Origin of the sequence: Paracoccus marcusii (assembly GCF_006151785.1) — a bacterium.
In the GTDB taxonomy this organism is placed as follows: Bacteria; Pseudomonadota; Alphaproteobacteria; order Rhodobacterales; family Rhodobacteraceae; genus Paracoccus; species Paracoccus marcusii.
The window spans coordinates 1-1,219 of record NZ_VDDD01000255.1 but is presented as its reverse complement, the minus strand read 5'-3'; the positions used below and the strand labels follow the sequence as shown (position 1 = coordinate 1,219).

Sequence of the window (1,219 nt, the reverse complement as noted above, 5' to 3'; positions counted from 1 at the left end):
CGCTTCATTGTCCGTCCTCAAGTTGGATCGGACTCTAATCGATGGTGGAGGAAAAATCCCGTAGCAGGTCAGCCGGCCCCCGCCTCCAGGCCCGGCCCTTCGGGCCGAGCTGCACCTGACGGCGCAGCGGGCAAGTTGACGCGTGAGATGGGACAGGACGCCAAAGCGGAAATTGCCCGTGAAATGCTGGAGGGCATGCTGTCTGACAGCGATGGGGTCCTTAAAATCGAGCTGCGGGGCAACGGCCTATTCGCACTGAACCCTGCTACAGGGACATACGAGGTGGTTGGACTGGCGCGCATGTCTGCTGCAATGAGCTACATTCGGTAAGGCAGCGTCAGCGGAGGCAAGATCTGAACACCCCGGCTGCATGGCAGCCGGGGTGTTTTTTCGTTGCTGTAGCAATTTTTAATGCTGCGATATGTAGAATTGATCAGCTTTAATCAGCTGAAATTTACCCCTCCCTTGGGATCAATGACATAGTTCAACACCCACTCATCAGCATTTCTATTGTTGTTATGCTCTATAATTTTAGTAATAGAAAATAGGCAATAGTTATTGAATCTATTTTTCATAGCTACAATATCTCCTCTGTTTGCGGTCTTATCAATATCGGTCGCATGATAGGCCGCCGCATTCTTAATATCAGAAAATCTACTTTCAGGTGTGACATATGATCCTCTAATTGAAGGATCGGAAAATCTTATGTGTGCCGAGGTGCTAGAATTTGGTGATAAAGTAATAATAAAAAGGGATTCTCCCTCTCCCATTTCGGCTGTTCGGGTGATTGATCCATTAACGGTCAATGTATCTTTGATCCTGGTGGAGCGGTGTTTTGGCTTGAACGGCCAAAACAAGGTAACAATAGGAACGAAACTAGCGAAAGCGACTACAAACGGTTCCAAATTGTACGGGTCAACAAAGTAATCTGAAGATTCTATTCCAATCCAAGCTAACGAGAGCAAAAAAGCGATAGAGGAAAGCGCTATAATCGTCCAATATTGTGCGCGTGCTAGGTTAGGCATCGTTGTTAACTCCTAATACTTGTAAACATGTTTTGGCTGTTTGCTCAGCTGAGGCTTGAGGACATCATCTAATATGTAATTTTCATGAGACTATCGTTTCAGCAAGATCATAAACTGATCCGGGCGTCCCCTTCGGGCCGCGTCCCCGGTTCCGGCCGGCAAGACCGGCCTCCACCCGAGCTGGTCGGGGCGAT

General features: G+C 48.3%; 2 protein-coding genes. One reads left to right on the top strand and one right to left on the bottom strand.

The window, feature by feature from the left end; all coding sequences use genetic code 11:
• Positions 1-147: 147 nt before the first annotated feature.
• On the top strand, positions 148-330 hold the full coding sequence (locus tag FHD68_RS18620; protein ID WP_139086612.1) for a hypothetical protein: 183 nt from the start codon (positions 148-150) through the stop codon (positions 328-330).
• Positions 331-443: 113 nt separating this feature from the next.
• Here FHD68_RS18620 and FHD68_RS18615 read toward each other — a convergent pair whose 3' ends face one another.
• On the bottom strand, positions 444-1,025 hold the full coding sequence (locus FHD68_RS18615) for a hypothetical protein (protein WP_139086610.1): 582 nt from the start codon (positions 1,023-1,025) through the stop codon (positions 444-446).
• Positions 1,026-1,219: the final 194 nt, after the last annotated feature.